This is a genomic window from Achromobacter sp. FW305-C-28, assembly GCF_058783235.1.
Window position 1 is genome coordinate 158,668 of the sequence record NZ_JBYSYL010000014.1, and the last position, 18,107, is coordinate 176,774.

General features: G+C 67.5%; 17 protein-coding genes. 14 read left to right on the forward strand and 3 right to left on the reverse strand.

Annotated features, from left to right (window positions below; genetic code table 11):
* The first annotated feature begins 50 nt into the window (after positions 1 to 50).
* A complete protein-coding gene (locus AC3WMR_RS27020) occupies positions 51 to 1,022 on the forward strand; it encodes an NAD(P)H-dependent flavin oxidoreductase (RefSeq protein ID WP_492266934.1) in 972 nt (323 codons plus the stop codon).
* On the forward strand, positions 1,019 to 1,759 hold the full coding sequence (locus AC3WMR_RS27025; RefSeq protein ID WP_492266935.1) for an enoyl-CoA hydratase-related protein: 741 nt from the start codon (positions 1,019 to 1,021) through the stop codon (positions 1,757 to 1,759). The genes AC3WMR_RS27020 and AC3WMR_RS27025 overlap by 4 nt, the downstream gene beginning before the upstream one ends.
* Positions 1,760 to 1,762: 3 nt before the next feature.
* Here AC3WMR_RS27025 and AC3WMR_RS27030 read toward each other — a convergent pair whose 3' ends face one another.
* Positions 1,763 to 2,596, reverse strand: a complete 834-nt coding sequence (locus AC3WMR_RS27030) for an enoyl-CoA hydratase/isomerase family protein (protein ID WP_263915785.1) — start codon at positions 2,594 to 2,596, stop codon at positions 1,763 to 1,765.
* Between the two features lie 100 nt (positions 2,597 to 2,696).
* Here AC3WMR_RS27030 and AC3WMR_RS27035 point away from each other — a divergent pair, with 100 nt between their 5' ends.
* The 3 genes from AC3WMR_RS27035 to AC3WMR_RS27045 all read left to right on the forward strand — a co-directional run bounded on the left by AC3WMR_RS27035 (position 2,697) and on the right by AC3WMR_RS27045 (position 6,049).
* A complete protein-coding gene (locus tag AC3WMR_RS27035; RefSeq protein WP_492266936.1) occupies positions 2,697 to 3,557 on the forward strand; it encodes an NAD(P)H-hydrate dehydratase in 861 nt (286 codons plus the stop codon).
* Positions 3,558 to 3,699: 142 nt separating this feature from the next.
* Positions 3,700 to 3,933, forward strand: coding sequence for a hypothetical protein (locus AC3WMR_RS27040; protein ID WP_006392557.1), 234 nt, complete (start codon positions 3,700 to 3,702; stop codon positions 3,931 to 3,933).
* Between the two features lie 502 nt (positions 3,934 to 4,435).
* The gene (locus tag AC3WMR_RS27045; RefSeq protein ID WP_025139720.1) at positions 4,436 to 6,049 is read left to right on the forward strand and encodes an ABC transporter substrate-binding protein; all 1,614 of its coding nucleotides are present in this window, start codon (positions 4,436 to 4,438) and stop codon (positions 6,047 to 6,049) included.
* A gap of 66 nt (positions 6,050 to 6,115) precedes the next feature.
* On the opposite strand, the gene AC3WMR_RS27050 is transcribed toward AC3WMR_RS27045, so the two are convergent.
* Positions 6,116 to 7,030 (reverse strand): LysR family transcriptional regulator, encoded by a 915-nt coding sequence (locus tag AC3WMR_RS27050; RefSeq protein ID WP_025139721.1) that lies wholly within the window; start codon positions 7,028 to 7,030, stop codon positions 6,116 to 6,118.
* Between the two features lie 162 nt (positions 7,031 to 7,192).
* Here AC3WMR_RS27050 and AC3WMR_RS27055 point away from each other — a divergent pair, with 162 nt between their 5' ends.
* The 9 genes from AC3WMR_RS27055 to AC3WMR_RS27095 all read left to right on the forward strand — a co-directional run bounded on the left by AC3WMR_RS27055 (position 7,193) and on the right by AC3WMR_RS27095 (position 17,390).
* Positions 7,193 to 8,641, forward strand: a complete 1,449-nt coding sequence (locus tag AC3WMR_RS27055; RefSeq protein WP_492266937.1) for a M20 family metallopeptidase — start codon at positions 7,193 to 7,195, stop codon at positions 8,639 to 8,641.
* Between the two features lie 53 nt (positions 8,642 to 8,694).
* Positions 8,695 to 9,666, forward strand: a complete 972-nt coding sequence (locus tag AC3WMR_RS27060) for a M14 family metallopeptidase (RefSeq protein ID WP_025139723.1) — start codon at positions 8,695 to 8,697, stop codon at positions 9,664 to 9,666.
* A gap of 63 nt (positions 9,667 to 9,729) precedes the next feature.
* Positions 9,730 to 11,373 carry an ABC transporter substrate-binding protein gene (locus AC3WMR_RS27065; RefSeq protein WP_492266938.1) on the forward strand — a complete coding sequence of 548 codons (1,644 nt, stop codon included), beginning with the start codon at positions 9,730 to 9,732 and terminating at the stop codon, positions 11,371 to 11,373.
* Positions 11,374 to 11,421: 48 nt separating this feature from the next.
* The gene (locus AC3WMR_RS27070; RefSeq protein ID WP_025139725.1) at positions 11,422 to 12,399 is read left to right on the forward strand and encodes an ABC transporter permease; all 978 of its coding nucleotides are present in this window, start codon (positions 11,422 to 11,424) and stop codon (positions 12,397 to 12,399) included.
* A gap of 5 nt (positions 12,400 to 12,404) precedes the next feature.
* Entirely contained in the window at positions 12,405 to 13,322 is a 918-nt protein-coding gene (locus AC3WMR_RS27075; protein ID WP_492266939.1) for an ABC transporter permease, read from the forward strand.
* The gene (locus AC3WMR_RS27080) at positions 13,319 to 14,302 is read left to right on the forward strand and encodes an ABC transporter ATP-binding protein (protein WP_175193633.1); all 984 of its coding nucleotides are present in this window, start codon (positions 13,319 to 13,321) and stop codon (positions 14,300 to 14,302) included. The genes AC3WMR_RS27075 and AC3WMR_RS27080 overlap by 4 nt, the downstream gene beginning before the upstream one ends.
* Positions 14,299 to 15,309, forward strand: a complete 1,011-nt coding sequence (locus AC3WMR_RS27085; protein ID WP_492266940.1) for an ABC transporter ATP-binding protein — start codon at positions 14,299 to 14,301, stop codon at positions 15,307 to 15,309. The genes AC3WMR_RS27080 and AC3WMR_RS27085 overlap by 4 nt, the downstream gene beginning before the upstream one ends.
* Positions 15,310 to 15,314: 5 nt before the next feature.
* Positions 15,315 to 16,220 carry an alpha/beta hydrolase family protein gene (locus AC3WMR_RS27090; protein WP_492266941.1) on the forward strand — a complete coding sequence of 302 codons (906 nt, stop codon included), beginning with the start codon at positions 15,315 to 15,317 and terminating at the stop codon, positions 16,218 to 16,220.
* A gap of 42 nt (positions 16,221 to 16,262) precedes the next feature.
* Complete coding sequence (locus AC3WMR_RS27095) at positions 16,263 to 17,390, forward strand: M20 family metallopeptidase (protein WP_492266942.1); 1,128 nt, start codon at positions 16,263 to 16,265, stop codon at positions 17,388 to 17,390.
* Positions 17,391 to 17,804: 414 nt separating this feature from the next.
* On the opposite strand, the gene AC3WMR_RS27100 is transcribed toward AC3WMR_RS27095, so the two are convergent.
* Positions 17,805 to 17,960 carry a hypothetical protein gene (locus AC3WMR_RS27100; protein WP_492266943.1) on the reverse strand — a complete coding sequence of 52 codons (156 nt, stop codon included), beginning with the start codon at positions 17,958 to 17,960 and terminating at the stop codon, positions 17,805 to 17,807.
* Positions 17,961 to 18,107: the final 147 nt, after the last annotated feature.

Below are 18,107 nucleotides of genomic sequence, written 5' to 3' on the forward strand. Positions count from 1 at the left end.
CCGCTCAAGCCACCCTTGCGCGATTCCCCGAAACTTCACGCGACGACGCTATGCCCCACTCTCTAGTGACTGATTTGTATGGCCAGATGTCCCTGCCGGTCATCAGCGCCCCCATGTTCATCGTGTCCAACCCGAAACTGGTCGTTGCGCAATGCACGAGCGGCATCGTCGGTTCGTTTCCGGCGCTGAATGCGCGGCCCCAGAGCCTCCTGACCGACTGGCTGGACGAAATCGAAGCCGGCCTGGCCTCGTACCGCGAGGCCCACCCCGGCGCCGCCGTGGCCCCGTACGCCGTCAACCAGATCATCCACCAGTCCAACGACCGGCTCGAGCAAGATCTGGCCGTATGCGCCAGCCACCGCGTGCCGCTCATCATCACCAGCCTGCGCGCGCCCGGCGACCTGGTCAAAGGCGTGCACGACTGGGGCGGCAAGGTGTTCCACGACGTCACCACCATCCGCCACGCCGAAAAGGCGCTGGAAGCGGGCGTCGACGGCCTGATCCTGGTGTGCGCGGGCGCGGGCGGCCATGCCGGCACGCTCAGTCCGTTCGCGCTGGTATCTGAAGTGCGCCGCTTCTACGACGGCCCGCTGATCCTGTCAGGCGCCATCACGTCGGGCGAACACGTGCTGGCCGCGCTGGCCATGGGCTGCGACTTCGCCTACATGGGTACGCGCTTCATCGCCAGCGACGAAGCCAACGCCAGCGACGGCTACAAGTCGGCCATCGTAGAGGCCAGCGCGTCCGACATCCTCTATACCCCGTTCTTTACCGGCATCCCGGGCAACTACCTTAAGGCCAGCATCACGGCCGCCGGGCTCGACCCCGCCAACCTGCCCCAGCCGGACAGCGGTGCGTCCAACTTCGGCTCCGGCCGCGTCAAACCCTGGAAAGACATCTGGGGCGCCGGCCAGGGCGTGGGCGGCATCGCCAGCGTGCAACCCACGCGGCAGATCGTCGACACGTTGCGCCAGGAATACGCCAAGGCCAAGGACCAACTGGCCAGCAGGACCTACGCATGAGCGCCGGCCTGAAGGTTTCCCGCGAAGGCGCGGTGCTGACGCTGGTGATCGACCGCCAGGATCGTCGCAACGCGCTGGACACCGCCACCTATGCCGCCCTGACGGCACAGATCTCGCTGGCCGCAGCGGACACCTCGGTGTCCGCCGTGATCCTGGCCGGCGCGGGCGAACACTTCACGGCCGGCAACGACCTGCGCGATTTCCAGGCGGAACGCGGCGCAGGCGACAGCGCCGGCCTGACCTTCCTGCGCGCGCTGACCCAGGCCGACGTGCCCGTCATCGCTGCGGTCGAAGGCTACGCCATCGGCATCGGCGTGACGCTGCTGCAGCATTGCGATTTCGTCTATATCGGCGAAGGCGCGACGCTGCGCATGCCCTTCGTGGCGCTGGGCCTGTGCCCGGAAGGCGCATCCAGCCTGGTGATGCCGCGCCTGGCCGGCGCCCGCCGCGCCGCCGAATGGCTGCTGCAGGGCAAGGCGTTTTCGGCCCAGGAAGCTTGCGAGGCCGGGTTGGCCACGGCGGTCACGGCCAAGGGCCAGGCGCTGGCCGCCGCGCAGGCCACCGCGGCCAGCCTGGCCAGGCAGCCGCCCGCGGCGCTGCGCCTGACCAAGGCCATGCTCAAGCGCCCCGACCGACAAGCCATCCAGGAAACGCTCGACTACGAGGCGCAGCAGTTCCGCGCCCGGCTCCAGACGGAAGAAGCGCAGGCCGCCTTCGCAGCCTTTTTCAAGAAATAAGGTTCAGAACGGCGAGTCAGGCCGGAAGTTCGGCGCCCGCCGTTCGCGCAGCGACTGCACGCCTTCGCGCACGTCCGGGCCGCCAAAGCCCATGAATTCCAGCGCCAGCGACGTGTCGAACGTGGGGCCGGCCATGCGCAGCCAGTTGTTCAGCGAATACTTGGTCCAGCGAATGGCAGTCTGCGAGCCGGCCGCCAGGCGGTTGGCCACTTCGAAGGCGCGGCCGATCAGTTCGGCCTCGTCCACGCACAGGGACACCAGGCCGATGCGTTCGGCTTCTTCACCGGTCACGGTTTCGCACAGCATCAGGTAGTACTTGGCGCGCGCCATGCCGCACAACAGCGGCCAGACGATGGCGGCGTGGTCGCCGGCCGTGACGCCCAGGCGGGTGTGGCCGTCGATGATGCGGGCATCGCGCGCAGCGATGGAGATGTCGGCCAGCAGCCCGGCCACCAGGCCCGCCCCCACCGCCGCCCCGTGCATGGCCGACACGATCGGCTTGCTGCAATTGATGATGTTGTAGACCAGGTCGCGGGCCTCGCGCCAGACGCGGGTGCGCACGTCGAAGTCGTCGGCCATCTGCTGCACCAGGTCCAGGTCGCCGCCGCCGGAAAAGCCTTTGCCCTCGCCGCGGATCACCACCACGCGGGTGTCCGGGTCCGTGTCGATGTCGCGCCAGATGTCGGCCAGTTCGCGGTGCATGCGGTCATCGGCCGTGGACAGCTTGCCCGGCTTGCCGTCCTTGGACCCCATGATCAGTTCCAGCACCCCGTTGGGATGCCGGCGCAGCTTCAGGGATTCATAGGCGGAATAGTGTTCCAGCGTGATGTCGGTCATTGTCTTCTCCGGTGGCGCGGACGAAAGGCCGCGCGTTTTTGGGCACTATAGTGGATACGGCATGCGCCACCGCGGCCGCCCTGATCAGGAACCTCAGCCCATGAACACCCCCACCATCGCCCCTGCCGGCGAGATCCGTCGCGACGACCTGCCCGCCCTGTTCGCCCCGCGCGGCCAGGACACCCACAAGGGCAGTTTCGGCACCGTCGGCGTGGTGGGCGGCGGGCGCGGCATGGAAGGCGCGGCGCTGCTGGCGGCCCGCGCGGCCCTGAAGACCGGCGCCGGCAAGGTGCTGGTGGGCTTTGCCCAAGATCGCGCGCCGCTGGCCTGCGACCCCCTGCAACCCGAACTGATGCTGCGCGACGCGCGTTCGTTGCTGGAAGGCGACTGGGGCGTCACCGCCTGGGTCGCCGGCTGCGGCATCGGCACGGGCATCGAGGCGGCCAACGCCCTGTCCGAATTGTTCGTGCTGCGTCAGGGTGCCCCGCTGGTGCTGGACGCCGACGGCCTGAACCTGCTGGCCCGGGGCGCCGTGCAGCCCAATTGGGGCGTTGGTCCCGTCGTGCTGACCCCGCATCCTGCCGAAGCCGCCCGCCTGCTTGGCACCGATACCGCCCACATCCAGGCCGACCGGCCGGCCGCCGCCCAGGCCCTGGCACGACGCCATGGCGCCTGGGTGGTGCTGAAAGGCGCCGGCAGCGTGGTCTGCGACCCGGATGGCGCCTGGCGCCGCAATACCAGCGGCAACCCGGGGTTGGCCACGGCCGGAACCGGGGACGTATTGGCGGGCATGCTCGGCTCGCTGCTGGCGCAGCGCCTGCCCCTGGACCAGGCCGTGGCCGGCGCCGTCTGGCTGCACGGGGCCGCCGCGGACGCCCTGGTTTCCCAGGGCATCGGGCCGATCGGACTGACCGCGGGCGAGCTGGCGGACGCCGCCCGGCGCCTGCGCAACGGCGGCTGACGCCCGTGCCGGCAACGCTAAGTCCCTGGGGCAAAAAACATTTTTACAACATACTAGGGTTTTCCCCTAAAAACCCATTGCGTTGGTTTTAGGGTTTTCCCTATAATGGTTTACACCAAGACGAAACGGACTGGAGCAAACCATGAGCGAACTGACCCTGAACCACACTGCCCGCCTGACCGATGCGCTGGAGCGCGATCTGCTCCGCGGCGCCCTCGAGAACCAACCGAATTCCCACCCGCTGACCAACCTGAAGAAGGCTGGCCAGGCGATCGCCGCCGCCGTCGCTGGCGTGTTCGCCTTCATCGACGAAGTCAACGAATCGATGAACAAGGCCCGCGCCGCCAGCTCGCGCTTCTCCGGCTCGCAGTGGTAAGAACAGCCGCGCCGGGCTGAATCGCGACCGATCTCCCGCGATTTCACCCAGCGTGCTGTAGACGCAACGCCCGCCGCCCACGCGGCGTCCGTTGTGTCGATCCCGGTGCCCGGGGCTTCCAAGCCCTTCCCCTCACCGGGCGCCATCGCGCCGCGCCGGCCCCACTTGCGGGGCCCCCGCGACGCCCTCCGCCACGCAATACCGCAGCAAGAATCCCTGTCGCCCCAGCGCGAAGCCGTCCCGAAGCGGGACTGCCTCGCACTGGGGCGATTGGCATTTGCGAAGCCGCAACAGGCGCAATGGCCCTCTCGGCGTTTACCCTAGCGTCGGCCCGGCGCGCATTGACAGCGCGCGAAGCCCCTACCGATAATCGGCCCCTTGCCGTCGTGCTGGCGCCAAAAACACCGCAAGCCCCCCCGGCCGACGTCTCTGTTCCCCGGTTGGCTTCCCCGCTGTTCCCCGCCCGCACGATCCGGTTCGTTCCCCATCCGGAGTTGTCACCATGAAGTTGCGCACCACCCTGGCCCTTGTGGCCGCCGCCATTCCCTTGGCTGCTGCCCAGGCCCAGACGCTGAAGATCGGCCTGTCCGCCGAACCCACCTCGGCCGACCCCCACTACCACAAGATGACGCAGAACGACGCCTTCTCGGCGCACGTCTACAGCTCTCTGGTGGGCCGCAGCGCCGACATGAAGCTGGTGCCCGCGCTGGCCACGTCCTGGAAGAACCTGGATGACCTGACCTGGGAATTCAAGCTGCGCGACGACGTCAAGTTCTCGAACGGCAAGCCGTTCACGTCCGAAGACGTGCTGTTCACGATCTGCCGCACGCTGAACAACGAGACCAACGTGTCGCAGTCCTACATGGACACGACCAAGCTGATCACCGACGTGCAGACGCCGGACGCGCACACCGTCATCATCAAGACGGGCGCCCCCTTCCCGCTGATGCCCGCCGAACTGGCGCGCTCGCTGCCGATCGTCTGGAACGGCATCGTCGAGCACGGCAAGCTGACGTTCGACCCCAAGAAGGGTTGCGGCGTGACCGGCCCGTGGCCGACGGTGGCCGACTTCAACAACGGCAAGGACGCCATCGGCACCGGCCCATACACCCTGAAGTCCTACGTCAAGGGCACCGGCATCGAGCTGGTGCGCAACGAGAACTACTGGGGCCCCAAGCCCTACTGGAAGGAAGTGAAGTTCGTGCCGGTGCCGGCCGCCGGCCCGCGCCTGACCGGCCTGTTGTCGGGTGACTTCGACATGATCGAAAACCCGGCCGCGCGCGACCTGCAACGCCTGAAGGACAACCCCAAGTTCGGTTTCGTGGCCACGCCCTCGACCCGCCTGGTGTTCTTCCAGCCTGACGTGGCGCGCAACCCGAGCCCGTTCGTGAAGTCCGCCGACGGCAAGAACCCGCTGCAGGACCTGCGCGTGCGCAAGGCGATTTCGATGGCCATCGACCGCAAGACCATCACCGCCCGCATCATGGACGGCATGGCCACCCCGGCCTACCAGTACATGCCCGACGGCATGTTCGGTGCGCTGCCCAAGGCCCCCGAAATCAAGTACGACCCCGAAGGCGCCAAGAAGCTGCTGGCCGAAGCCGGCTACCCCAACGGCTTCGAGCTGACGCTGTCGTCCACCAACGACCGCTACGTCAACGACGGCCAGGTGGCCCAGGCCGTGGCCCAGTACCTGGCCCGCGTCGGCATCAAGACCAACGTCGACGCCATGACGGCCTCGATCTACTTCCCCAAGCGCGCCAAGCGCGAGTTCAGCTTCTCGATGGGCGGCTGGCCGGCGGAAACGGGTGAAGCCTCGGCGCTGTTCCAGCTGTGGGTCGCCTCGCTCGATTCGCCCAACAGCCTGGGCACCAGCAACTACGGCGGCTTCACCAACGCCGACTTCGACAAGGTCTACAAGCAGGCCATCGTGACCGTCGACGCGCCCAAGCGTGAAAAACTGCTGCAGGAAGCCACCCAGATCGCGCTGGACAACGTGCCGCTGATCCCGCTGCACTTCGAAAGCAGCATCTGGGCCTTCCGCAAGGGCATCACCTACGAAGGCCGCCGCGACCAGTTCACGCTGGCCACCTCGGCCAAGCCCGACGCCAAGTAATCCGGCCTCGCGCCATGCAAACGGCTGCCCCGCGGGGCAGCCGTTTTTCATTGAGGCCGACAGCCGTCAGACCCCGGGCCCCTGGTCCAGCACCCGATCCAGCTCGCGCGACAGCAGCGCGATGAACGCCTCGGCCTTGGGCGGCAGCACCCGCCCTTCCATGACGTAAATCTGCAGCGTGCGCGACTGCAATTCCGCGTTCGAGATCGGCACCGCCACCAATTCTTCGCGCTCCAGGCTCCAGGCCACCGAAATGTAGCCGCTGAGCATGATGGCGTCGGATTCCAGCACGAAGCCGTGCAGCGGCGACGAGTCGTTGCAGGTCAGGGTGGGTTCGAGCTGCACCGATTCCAGCAGGCAGCCCATCTCGAACAGGTGCCGGGACGAGGTGCCCAGCCCGGTCAGCGCCAGTGGATATTGGCCCAGGTCCTGCAGGCTGACGCTTCGGCGCCCGGCCAGCGGATGGCCGGCGGCCATCACCGCGTGCACCGGGGCGCGGCGGGAATAGCGCACGCTGACGCCGCTGACCCGCTCTACGTTGAAGGTCATGCCCAGTTCGACACTACCCTCGGCCACCCGCCGGGCCACGTCGTGCGACGGGCCGACGTACAGATCGAAGCGCACGCCGGGCCAATCACGGCGAAAGCGCACCATCGACGAAGGCAGGAAGACGCGGGCCACGCCCTCGACGGCTGCCATGCGGATTTCGTTGCGCGCCATGCCCTTGAGGCCGGCGATTTCCTGCAACACGGATTCGGACTCCAGCAGCGTGCGGCGGGCGTGCGCCAGCAGCAGCTGACCGGCTTCGCTCAGCACCATGCCGCGCGCGGCGCGCTCGAACAGCGGCGCGCCCGCCTCTTCTTCCAGCTTGGAGATCTGGCGGCTGATGGCCGACACGGCCACATGCAGGCGCTCGGACGCCCCGCTCAAGCTGCCCGCCTGGGCGACCTCGACAAAGTAGCGCAAGGCAATGCCGTGCATATTCAACCCCTGTAGGTGGTGAAGCGCCGGAATGAAGCTTTGCCTTTTATGCAAAGCTATCAATAAATATTCTAATTGTAGAGAAAGCTTCCCTGATCCTAGAATTTGCGCAACGATCCAGGCTGGCGCGCAGGACGCGTCCGCCCACAAAAGGGGAAGTCCGTGTCAGCAGCAGTTCCGAACGCCAGCCGCGCCGCCGCTGTCGGCCGCGCGGCCGCCTATGCCGAAAGCGGCGCCTTGCAGCGCGACCTGGCCAGCCTGGTCGCGTACCGCACCGAAAGCCAGAATCCCGACCTGCGCGACGCGCTGTACGACTACCTGCGCACCGCGGTGGCGCCGCGGCTGCAAGGCCTGGGCTTTTCCTGTCAGGTCAAAGACAACCCCGTGGACGGCGGGCCGCCCTTCCTGATCGGCGAACGCCTGGAAGACCCGGCCCTGCCCACCGTGCTGATGTATGCCCACGGCGACGTGGTGCGCGGCTACGACGAACAATGGCGTCAAGGCCTGGCCCCCTGGCAACTGACCGCCGAGGGCGACCGCTGGTACGGCCGCGGCACGGCCGACAACAAGGGCCAGTACTGCATCAACATGGCCGCGCTGGAACAGGTGCTGGCCGAACGCGGCCAACGCCTGGGCTTCAATCTGCGCATGCTGGTGGAATGCGGCGAAGAGGTCGGCTCGCCCGGCCTGCACCTGGCCTGCGACCAATGGCGCGACCTGCTTGCCGCCGACGTCTTCATCGCCTCCGACGGCCCGCGGCTGGCCGCCGACCTGCCGACCCTGTTCCTGGGTTCGCGCGGCACGCTGCTGTTCGATCTGGTAGTGGACCTGCGCGGCCACGCCCACCATTCCGGTAACTGGGGCGGCGTGCTGCCCAACCCCGGCATCATCCTGGCGAACGCGCTGGCCAGCCTGGTCGATGCGCGCGGCCGCCTGCTGGTCGATGGCCTGCGGCCCCCGGCCATCCCGGCCACCGTGCGCCAGGCGTTGGCCAGCATCCAGGTCGGCCAGGACGAAGACGCCCCCGATATCGATCCCGACTGGGGCGAACCGGGACTGTCGCTGGCCGAACGCCTGTTCGGCTGGAACACGCTGGAAGTACTGGCCTACAAGACCGGCAACCCGGAAAACCCGGTGGGTGCGATTCCGCCGCGCGCCAGCGCCACCTGCAATCTGCGCTTCGTGGTCGGCACCGACTGGCGCCAGACCGAACCCATCCTGCGCCGCCATCTGGACGCCCACGGCCTGTCGCAAGTGGCCATCCGCATGCGCCGCGGCACGCCCGCCACCCGGCTGGACCCCGATGATCCCTGGGCCCGCTGGGCCGTGGCCTCGCTGGCCGCCACCACCGGCAAGACGCCGGCGCTCTTGCCCAACCTGGGCGGCACCGTGCCCAACGACGCGTTTTCCGAAGTGCTGGGCCTGCCCACGGTGTGGGTGCCCCATTCCTACCCTGCCTGTTGCCAGCACGGCCCGGACGAGCACCTGCTGGCGTCCGTGGCGCGTGAAGCGGCCGCCGTCATGGCGGGCCTGTTCTGGGACCTGGGCGAACAAGGCGCGGATATCGTCGCCCAACGGGCACGCTCAAGCGTGCGCCTGACCGTCGCCTGACCGCCCTCTGCCGTCATCCCCTATACAATCCCCCTCGCTTGATCGGAGTTCCCATGTCCTTGTCTTCGTCCGCGCCCCAGCCGCGCCCCTTTCTGCTTGCCTGTCCGGATCTGTCGGCCGAACGCCTGGGCAATACGGATACGCCGGGCGTCTGGCATTTCGACTCCGGCGTGCCTGGCAAGCGCGTCATGCTCAGCGCCCTGATCCACGGTAACGAGCTGTGCGGTGCGTGGGCCTTGAAAGAAGCCCTGGCCGCGGGCCTGCGCCCGCGTCGCGGTTCGCTGACGCTGGCGTTCTGCAACCTGGCCGCGTTCGACCGCTTCGACCCCGCCCACTACGCCCCGGCGCGCTTTGTCGACGAAGACATGAACCGCGTCTGGAGCGACGACAAGCTGGCCCAGCCCATCAGCCAGGAACGCCGCCGCGCCGCCGAGATCCGCCCCTGGGTGGCCCAGGCCGACTGGCTGCTGGACTTTCACTCGATGAGCAATTCCGACGTGCCGCTGCAATTGACCGGCATGGAACAGCGCAACATCGACCTGGCCCTGGCGCTGGGCAACCCCGCTACCATCATCGCAGACGCCGGCCACGCCGCCGGCGTGCGCATGCGCGACTACGGCCGCTTCGGCGAAGCCGGCGACAACGGCACCCGTTCGCTGCTGATCGAATGCGGCTTTCATGGCGCCCCCGAGGCCCGCGGCGTCGCGATCGACCAGATGGCACGCTTTCTGGTCGCGGCCGGCACCGTGGACGAAGCCGACCTGCCCCAAGACTGGATCGCGCCCCAGGCCAGCGCCCAGCGCGCCCTGCGCGTGACCCACGCCGTGGCCGCGAAAAGCGCCGACTTCCGCTTCGCCGAGCCCTGGAAGGGCCTGGAAACGCTGCCACGCGCCGGCACCGTCATCGGCTGGTCCGAAGGCGAAGCCGTGACCACGCCCTATGACAACTGCGTGCTGATCATGCCGTCCACCGCCAACCTGCGGGCCGGCGTCACCGTCGTACGGCTGGCCCAGCCCATCGCCTGATCGACCGAGCGGCGCGCCCTCGACGGCGCGCCGCCACCTATAAAAACACACCAAGGGAACACAATGTCCGCAAACGTTTTCATCCGCAGCGCCTTATCCGCCTGTACGCTGGCGGCCGCCACGGCCATCGGCGCCCCCGCGGCCCTGGCCCAGGCCGCCCCCCAGACGCTGCGGATCGGCCTGTCGTCCGAACCCACCGCGATGGACCCGCACTACCACCAGGCCACGCCGAACGACTCGATGACCTCGCACATCTTCGAGACGCTGGTGGGCCAGGACGCCAAGATGAACCTGATTCCGCGGCTGGCCACGGCCTGGAAACCGGTGGACGACACCACCTGGGAATTCACGCTGCGCGACGGCGTGAAGTTCTCCAACGGCCAGCCGTTCACCGCCGACGACGTGATCTTCACGCTCTGCCGCGCGCTGCACAACGAACAATCCATCGGCGGCTCGTACGCCGGCGTGGTGCAGAAGCTGGCCAGCATCGACGTGCGCGACGGCAACGTGCTGGTCATCAAGACCCACCAGCCCTACCCCCTGCTGCCCAACGACCTGACCCGCAACGCCATGATCTGGAGCGGCATCGTCCAGCACGGCCCGATCCGCTTCGACCCGAAGAACCAATGCGGCGTGACCGGCCCCTGGCCCACGGTGGCCGACTTCAATACCGGCAAGTCCGCCATCGGCACCGGCCCCTATGTGCTGAAGTCATACGTCAAGGGCAGCGCCATCGAACTGACGCGCAACGAAGCCTACTGGGGCGACAAGCCCGCCTGGCCGAACGTGAAACTGGTGCCGGTGCCCGCCGCCGGGCCGCGCCTGACGGGCCTGCTGGCCGGCGATTTCGACCTGATCGAAAACCCCGCCGCGCGCGACGTCAAGCGCATCTCGGAAACGCCGGGCTTCGGCTACGTCATCACGCCGTCGGTGCGGGTGGTGTACTTCCAGTTCGACGTGGCCCGCAACCCCAGCCCCACGGTGCGCGCCGCCGACGGCAAGAACCCCCTGCAGGACGTGCGCGTGCGCCGCGCGATCTCGCTGGCGATAGACCGCAAGGCCATCACCCAGCGCATCATGGATGGCGCGGCCGTGCCCGCCAATCAGTTCCTGCCCGACGGCATGGCCGGCACGCTGCAGCCCGCGCCCGAACTCAAGTACGACCCGGCCGCCGCCAAGAAGCTGCTGGCCGAGGCCGGCTACCCGGACGGCTTCGAGCTGACCATCTCGTCCACCAACGACCGCTACATCAACGACGCCCAGATCTCGCAGGCCGTCGCCCAGTACCTGTCGCGCGTGGGCATCAAGACCACGGTCGACGCGATGACGCGCTCGGTCTACTTCCCCAAGCGCGCCAAGCGCGAATTCAGCTTCGCCATGGGCGGCTGGTCGTCGGAAACCGGCGAGGCCTCCTCGTTCCTGCAGTACTGGGTCAGCGCCTTCGACAAAGAACGCGGCCTGGGCACCAGTAACTATGGCGGCTACGACAACCCCGAATTCGACCGCGTCTTCAAGCGCGCCCTGGTCACCGTCGACCCGGCCGCCCGCGAGAAGCTGCTGCAGCAATCCCTGACCCTGGCCCTGGCAGACCTGCCCAGCATTCCGCTGCATTTCGAAAGCAGCATCTGGGCATTCAAGAAAGGACTGACCTACGAAGGCCGCGCCGACCAATACACCCTGGCCATGTCGGCCAGACCCGCTAATTAAGATCGCCAATCCGGCGCCTGCAACCCGAGCCCACCAAGGAAATATCACGTGGCCCTTTTCATCCTACGCAGACTGATACAGAGTCTGTTCGTGCTGCTGGCCGTTTCGGTCGTGGTCTTCTTCGCGGTGTACGCCGTGGGCGACCCGATCGAACTGCTGGTCAGCCCCGAAGCCAGCCAGGCCGCCCGCGAAGCAATGATCGCGCGTCTGGGCCTGGACCTGCCCGTGTGGCAGCAATACACCGGGTTCCTGTGGCGCGCGCTGCATGGCGACCTGGGCACCTCGTTCGTGCACGGCATCCCCGCCATCGAACTGATCGTGCAGCGCATTCCCGCCACCTTCGAGCTGGTCATCCTGGCCATCGGCCTGACCTGTGTGGTCGGCATTCCGCTGGGCCTGGTGGCCGGCCTGTACCGCGACGAGCCCCTGGGCCGCGGCATCATGGGTTCTTCCGTGCTGGGCTTTTCGTTGCCCAACTTCTGGCAGGGCATGATGCTGATCCTGCTGTTCGCCGTCTGGCTGGGCTGGCTGCCGGCCACCGGCCGCGGCGAGACGGTCACCGTACTGGGCGTACGCCTGTCGATCCTGACGGCCGACGGCTGGTCGCACCTGATCCTGCCGGCGATCAACCTGGCGCTGGCCAACATCGCCCTGGTGCTGCGCCTGACGGCCTCGGGCGTGGTCGAGGCCCGCAGCCAGGACTACGTGAAGTTCGCCCGCGCCAAGGGCGTCAAGCCCGGCCGCATCGTGCGCCGCCACATCCTGCGCAACATCCTGATCCCGGTCGTCACCGTGATCGGCATGGAATTCGGCAGCCTGATCGCCTATTCCACCATCACCGAAACCGTGTTCGCATGGCCCGGCATGGGCAAGCTGCTCATCGACAGCGTCTACCAGCTTGACCGTCCCGTGGTGGTCGCCTACGTGATGCTGGTCACCCTGATCTTCGTGGTCATCAACCTGGTTGTGGACATCCTGTACGCCGCGCTCGACCCCCGCGTGCAGCTCGTGACCCCCGCTCAATAAACGCCATGGCTAATCCTCCCAATACCGGCCGCACCCGTACCGTCCAGCCCCTGGCCGATACGCCCAAGCGCGCCTCGATCCTGAAGAAACTGCGGGCCCGTCCGACCGTGCGCGGCTCGGTCATCGCCCTGATCATCCTGATCGTGCTGGTGGTGTTCGCGCCCTACTTCGCGCCGCAGAATCCCTATGACCTGGCCAACCTGTCGCTGATGGACGGCCGCCTGGCACCGCGCCAGGCGCTGATGGACGGCAGCATCGCCTGGCTCGGCACCGACGACCAGGGCCGCGACATGCTCAGCGCCATCCTGTATGGCCTGCGGATCAGCCTGATGGTGGGCCTGTCCGCCGTGGTGCTGGCCACCGCCGTGGGCGGCGCGGTCGGGCTGGTGGCCGCCTACATCGGCGGCCTGGTCGACACCGTGCTGATGCGTATCGTCGACTTCATCCTGGGCTTTCCGACCATCCTGGTGGCGCTGGTGCTGCTGGTGGTGCTGGGGCGGGGGGTGGACAAGGTGATCCTGGCGCTGGTACTAGTGCAGTGGGGTCACTACGCCCGCATCATGCGCAGCCGCGCGCTGCAGGAACGCCGCAAGGAATACGTCGAGGCCGCCGCCAACCTGGGCTTTCCGGCGTGGCGCATCATGGTTTTCCACCTGCTGCCCAACTGCCTGGGCCCCGTGATGGTGTTCGCCACCATCCAGATCGCCACCGCCATCGCGCTGGAAGCGACGCTGTCGTTCCTGGGGGTGGGCGTGCCCATCACCGAACCGTCGCTGGGCTTGTTGATCTCCAACGGCTTCCAGTACCTGCTGTCGGGCGACTATTGGATCAGTTTGTTCCCGGGCATTGCGCTCTTGCTGCTGATTCTTTCCATCAATATCGTAGGCGACCGCCTGCGCGAGAGCCTGGACCCCAAGCGATGAGTGACGTCCTTCTTGAGGTGCGCGGCCTGCGCACCGCATTCCATACCGAAGCCGGCGCGTGGCTGGCGGTCGACGGTGTCGACCTCACCGTGCGTCGTGGCGAAATCGTGGGCCTGGTCGGCGAATCGGGTTCGGGCAAATCGGTCACCGGCTTCTCGCTGCTGGGCCTGATCGACCCGCCGGGCGAAGTGGTCGATGGCGAGGTCAAGTTCAAGGGCAACGACCTGCGCAAGCTCTCGGAAGAGCAGATGCGCCAGTTGCGCGGCAACCGCATCGCCATGATCTTCCAGGATCCGCTGATGACGCTCAACCCGGTGCTGCGCATCGGCGAGCAGATGATGGAAGCCATCCTGACGCACGAAGACGTGCCGCGCGCCCAGGCCCTGGAACGCTGCCGCGAGGCGCTGGCCATGGTCGGCATTCCGTCGCCGGAAAAGCGCCTGAAGAGCTATCCGCACGAGTTCTCGGGCGGCATGCGCCAGCGCGTGGCGATCGCGATCGCCATGCTCAACAAGCCCGACCTGATCATCTGCGACGAGCCCACCACGGCGCTGGACGTCACCATCCAGGGCCAGATCCTGTACCGCATGCAGGAGATCTGCCGCGAACACAACACGGCGCTGATCTGGATCACTCACGACCTGGGCGTGGTGGCCGAGCTGGCCGACCGCGTCGCGGTCATGTATGCCGGGCGCATCGTCGAAAGCGGTCCGGTCGAACAGGTACTGGACGCGCCCCGCCACCCCTACACCAAGGGCCTGCTCGACTCGATGCCCGGCTCGACCCAGCCTGGCGCGCGCCTGCACCAGATCAACGGCATGGCGCCCAGCCTGGCCGGCCGCCCGTCGGGCTGTGCCTTCCGGCCGCGCTGCGCCCACGCGGTCACGCGCTGCACCGAACAAGCCCCCACCATCACCACCGAAGGTCCGCGCAGCTATCGCTGTTACGTCCCGATCGCCCGCGAGGCCGAGCAAGCATGAGCCAAGCCGATACCCCCGTCATCGAGCTCAAGAACGTCCACAAGCGCTTCGAGCAGCGGCCCGACCTGGCCCAGCGCATCCTGGCCCTGGGCGGCCGCCCCATCGACCGCCGCACCGTCTTCGCCGTCAACGGCGTGGACCTGCGCATCGGCCGCGGCGAAGTCGTCGGCCTGGTCGGCGAGTCCGGCTGTGGCAAGTCCACTCTGGGCCGCGTCGTGGCCGGCCTGCACCGCCAGACCGAAGGCGACCTGCTCTACCAGGGCAAGGACGCCCGCCGCCTGCGCGGCGCCGACAAGCTCGCCTACACGCTGGGCGTGCAGATGATCTTCCAGGACCCGCAGGCCTCGCTGAATCCGCGCCAGCGCCTGCGCCAGATCCTGGGCGAATCGCTCAAGGTGCACAAGCTGGCGCCGCCGGCCGAGATTCCCTCGCGCATCGACCAGGCGCTGACGGAAGTGGGCCTGGACACCGAATACCGCGACCGCTTCCCGCACCAGATCTCGGGCGGCCAGCGCCAGCGCATCGGCATCGCCCGTGCGCTGATGGTGGCGCCCAAGTTCCTGGTGTGCGACGAACCCGTGGCCGCGCTGGACGTGTCGATCCAGGCGCAGGTGATCAACCTGTTCATGGACCTGCGCGAACAGCACGGCTTCACGTACCTGTTCATCAGCCACGACCTGGGCGTGGTCAAGCACATTTCGGACCGCGTCGCGATCATGTACCTGGGCAAGATCGTCGAGATCTCGACGTCGGCCGAGATTTTCGCGCGCGCCAACCACCCGTACACTCAGGCATTGATGGCCGAGGTGCCGGACGTGGCCCGCCGGGGCCGCAAGTTCACGCCGATCAAGGGCGAAATCCCGTCGCCGCTGAACCCGCCCCCCGGCTGCACCTTCAACCCGCGCTGTCCCCACGCCATGCCGCGCTGCCGCGAGCAGGCGCCGTCCCTGAAAGAAATATCGCCGGGCCACTGGTCGGCCTGCCACCTGAACGAAGCCACCGCCTGAACGCCATGAAACCCTCCGACATGTCCAACAAGGACCGCATCGCCATCGAAATGGGCCATGCGGGCCGCAACACCATCGCCTACATCGACGAAGACCGCAATGCCGACCGTCCGTTCAAGCTGCAGACCTACCGCCCCTACGGCTACACGCCGGACCGCCCGGTGGTGATCGTGCAGCACGGTGTGCTGCGCAACGGCGACGAGTACCGCGACTTCTGGGTCGAGGCAGCCGACAAGCACAAGCTGCTGATCGTGGCGCTGACGTTCTCCAACGAGATCTGGCCCGGCGTCGAAAGCTACAACAACGGCCGCGTGTTCTCGGCCGGCGGCAATCCGCGCCACATCGATGGCTGGACCTACGCGCTGGTGGGCAACGTGATCCGCGACATGATCGACGGCGAAATCACCGACGGCCAAAACATCTACCTGTTCGGCCACTCGGCCGGCGGCCAGTTCGTGCACCGCCTGATGAGCAGCCAGTCGCACGCCCCCTTCAAGGCCGTGGCGGCAGGCAACCCGGGCTGGTACACGCTGCCGACGTTCGACTACCCCTTCCCCGAAGGCATGGACGGCGTGGGTCTGACCGAAGACCATCTGGTCAAGCTGCTGGCGTACCCGATGATGATCATGGCGGGCGACCAGGACATCGCCACCGACGACCCGAACCTGCCGTCGGAACCGGCCGCGATGCGCCAGGGCCCGCACCGTTTCGCGCGCGCCCACAACTACTTCGAAGCCGGCCGCAAGGAAGCCGAACGCCGCGGCGTGCCGTTCAACTGGACGCTGCAAGTGGTGCCCGGCATCGGCCACGACGGCCGCGCGATGTCCGCCGTATGCGCCAGCCTGTGGTTCGACGGCCGCATGCCCGACGACGCCGAACTGGCGCGCCTGGCCGGCCAGCAGGTCGCCTGAACGCTTCCCCCATTTTCCTCGCCGATATTCCCGGATACCGCTATGTCTACTACCCGCACTGAACAGCTCGTCGCCGGCATCCAAAGCTGGCTGCAATGCGAATCGCCCTCGAACTTCCCCGATGGCATCGCCGCCATGGCCCGCATCATCGCCGACTACGCGGCCGCAGCCGGCCTGACGGTGGAACTGTCGTCGCTGGGCCCCACGACCGGCCCGCTGCTGTACGCCACCAACCGCGCCCCCGGCGACACGCGCCCCGGCATCCTGATCCTGGCGCACATGGACACGGTGCACCCGGTGGGCACGCTGCTCGAAAACCCGGTGCGCATCGACGGCGACCGCCTGTACGGTCCGGGTAGCTACGACATGAAGGCCGGCATCTACCTGGCGCTGACCGCGCTGGCAGGCGTGGCCCGTCCCGGCGCGACGCAACTGCCGGTGGATTTCCTGGTGGTGCCTGACGAAGAAACCGGCAGCCACGCCTCGCGCGTGCACATCGAACGTTTCGCGGCCAACGCGAAGTACGCGCTGGTGTGCGAACCGGCCCGCCCGAACGGCGGCAAGTGCGTGACGGCGCGCAAGGGCACGGGCATGCTGAACCTGAACGTCAAGGGCCGCCCGGCCCACGCAGGCATGCAGCACGAGAAGGGCCGCAGCGCGATCCGCGAGATGGCGCACCAGGTGCTGGCGCTGGAAGCGATGACGGACTACGAGCGCGGCATCACGGTCAGCGTGGGCACGATCGCCGGCGGCACGGTAACGAACACGGTGCCGGCACTGTGCCGCTGCGTGGTGGATTTCCGCGTGCCGGACATGGGCGCGGCAGAAGACGTGCTGCGCCGCATGCGCGAACTGTGCGCGGTGGGCCCGGACGTGGAACTGGACATCGACGTGGAACTGAACCGCCCGCCGATGGTAAAGACGGAAGAAGCCGCCGCCCTGCTGGCGCTGGTGCAGGGCTACGCGGAACGCGCAGGCTTCCTGCTGGAAGACGCCCCGATGACGGGCGGCGGCAGCGACGCCAACTTCACCTCCGCCATGGGAATCCCGACACTAGACGGTTTGGGTGCGGACGGAGATGGTGCTCATACTTTGAATGAGTACATCCTGGTTTCTACGTTGGAGCAGCGGTTGAAGTTTTGGGAGTTGTTGTTGAAGGATCTGGCTTAAAGGATCAGGTCGGTTTGGTGCGTGCGGTTGGGTTCTTAAGCCGCGCGTGACGGGGCAGGCGGGTGAGGGCGGGGCTACGATTGCAGTCCGGAGCCTTCGCTCCGGACTGCCCCGTGCTCATCCTCGTCACCGCCTTCGGCGGTTCCTTCGGATTCCGCCGGGCGCATCTACACGCCCCGCCCTCACCCGCCTGCCCCGCCACGCGCTCTTGATGTGTATTAGTCGCGGCCGCTGGGGAGGTCAGTGTGCTTGGCGTTCTAGCCACCATCAGGGGGCGGTGGCGAGGTGGGACGGTGCCCGCCTCGTGCCGGCCGCGCGGGCGGCCTTACGAGGCTTACGCGCCGTCTTGCGTGCACCGATGCCGCTCTCGCGTGTCGGTGATGCTGCTGTTTTCTAGTGTGTAGCGGCAACAGATCAGAAGACCGCTGAAGGCAATAGGTCAGCAGCTTGCCGCAACGGCCCTCTGGTGAAAATCCAGCCAATCGAGGCCGGCCTGTTACCGGCGCGGATGCCATGGCGTTCGACGTCAATGCGCAGCGCCTGATGGGCGGCGCGCGAGACGGTCAGCATGCGCAAGCCGGTACCTGCCGCGCCGCCCATCACCGCCCCACCCCCAAGACGTGCGGACCAATAGCAAACCACTCTCCACCCGCGCGAAGCGCACCCGCAACACTTTCTAGAAACGCAATGCCAAACGTGGCCGCCCGCGCGGCCGCG